The organism is Sphingomonas sp. Sph1(2015), from assembly GCF_001970915.1.
Taxonomy (GTDB): Bacteria; Pseudomonadota; Alphaproteobacteria; order Sphingomonadales; family Sphingomonadaceae; genus Sphingomonas; species Sphingomonas parapaucimobilis.
Window position 1 is genome coordinate 1 of record NZ_MQUI01000101.1, and the last position, 1,652, is coordinate 1,652.

The window sequence follows — 1,652 nt, forward strand, 5'->3', positions numbered from 1 at the left end:
CTATGGCAGGGAGCGATCCCGTTGACGGTGGGAGCCATCTGGCTCAGATTGCATGCCGCGCCGATGGTTGTCGGCGCATCGATATCTGCTGGCCAAAACCCGCCGCTGCTTCCCGACATAGGACGTTGTCGCTGACGATCATCTTCGGCCTGCCACGCTCGGCGATCAGATCGGCCAGTTCGCGCACGACCCGCCGGCCCGAAATTGACGTGTCGACTACCGCCCGGAGGCATTCGCGCGTCACGTCGTCAACGATGTTGAGCACACGGAACCGCCGCCCGGTGACAAGCTGGTCGTGGACGAAGTCGAGGCTCCAGCGCTGGTTGGGGAGCGCCAGCACCGGTGAAGGTGCCCGCGCGCCCACGGCGCGCCTTCGTCCTTTCCGGCGCCTGACCGACCTTCCTCCCGGTAGAGCCGCTGGGTCTTCTTGCGGTTGATCGTGATGCCGTCCCGGCGCAGCAGGATGTGCAACCGTCGATAGCCGAACCGCCGACGCTGCTGTGCCAACTCGCACAGCCGCGACCGCAGGTCGCCATCATCTGTCCGGCACGAGCGATACCGCATGCTCGTGCGATCCGCTCCGACAACTGCGCATGCCCGCCGCTCGCTCATCCCCAAGGTCGCCTGGAGATGCGCAACCGCTTGCCGCTTCGCGGCGGGCGTCACCACTTTTTTGACAGCAGGTCTTTCAACCCCGCGTTGTCGAGCATCGTATCCGCGAGCAGCCGCTTGAGCCGGGCGTTCTCCTCCTCGAGCGACCGCAGGCGCTTCGCGTCGGACACCTCCAGGCCGCCGAACTTCGCCTTCCACGCGTAATAGGTCGCGCTCGACATCCCGTGCTTGCGGCACAACTCCGTCACCACTGCGCCCGCCTCGGCCTCCTTCAGGATGCCGATGATCTGCTCTTCCGAGAATTGCTTCCGCTTCATTCCGTCCGTCCCTTTGAGGGGCCGGTCTCTAGTTCCACCTGGATGAAGAAACGGGGGGCACGTCAGACAGCCCATGCTAATGTAGCCCTGACCGCGCAAAGATATTTGTCTTTCACTGTACCGGGCGACCGAAGCCTTCCGCCTCTACCGGGTTTTGAAAGCAAGGCGTCGCGCCATTCATCAATGTCTGACACGGTAAGGGCATTGGCGTCATCATGACCCACGAACGCAACGAGCGCTTTCAGCATAGAGCGCCATTCGGCAGCGGTGCCCGGTTTAATGCGTTGCTCCGCCGCATATGCCTCAAAGGTGGCTAGGAGAGGCACCGCAGGGCGTTTGGGCGTGTTGTGGGGTTCCGTTGCCTCTGCAAACGCTTCCGGAGGCTTGAAGGGTTCTGCGTGGCGTTCCTCCGATGCGTTCGAGGTGTCGCCATCCATCGCTTTATCAAACGCGATCAAACAGGCGGGTATGAGCCTCTTGGCTTCTTTCCGATCTTTCGTGCCGAGCGACCGGACCCACTCGCGTTTCCCACCGAACCGCTGCCTTTGTGCCAGCGGTATCGAACGCCGGAAATAATAGGTCCTGCCATCACGCTTAAGTAAGCGTGGTCAGCAGGCCACCTTGCGGTAGCGCCGGTAGCCGGGATGCTTGTCGCCTTTGACGAGGGTGCGAGCGGTGCGGGAAGTTCTCGGTTCTACGACTGGTCATACGAGCACTCGTATG

Annotated in this window: 2 pseudogenes; both read right to left on the bottom strand. The window is 62.4% G+C overall.

The window, feature by feature from the left end:
• Positions 1-124: 124 nt before the first annotated feature.
• A pseudogene (locus tag BSZ14_RS19085) lies at positions 125-929 on the bottom strand (IS3 family transposase); the annotation flags it as partial.
• Between the two features lie 62 nt (positions 930-991).
• Positions 992-1,516 (bottom strand): annotated as a pseudogene (locus tag BSZ14_RS19515) (DUF6538 domain-containing protein); the annotation flags it as partial.
• Positions 1,517-1,652: the final 136 nt, after the last annotated feature.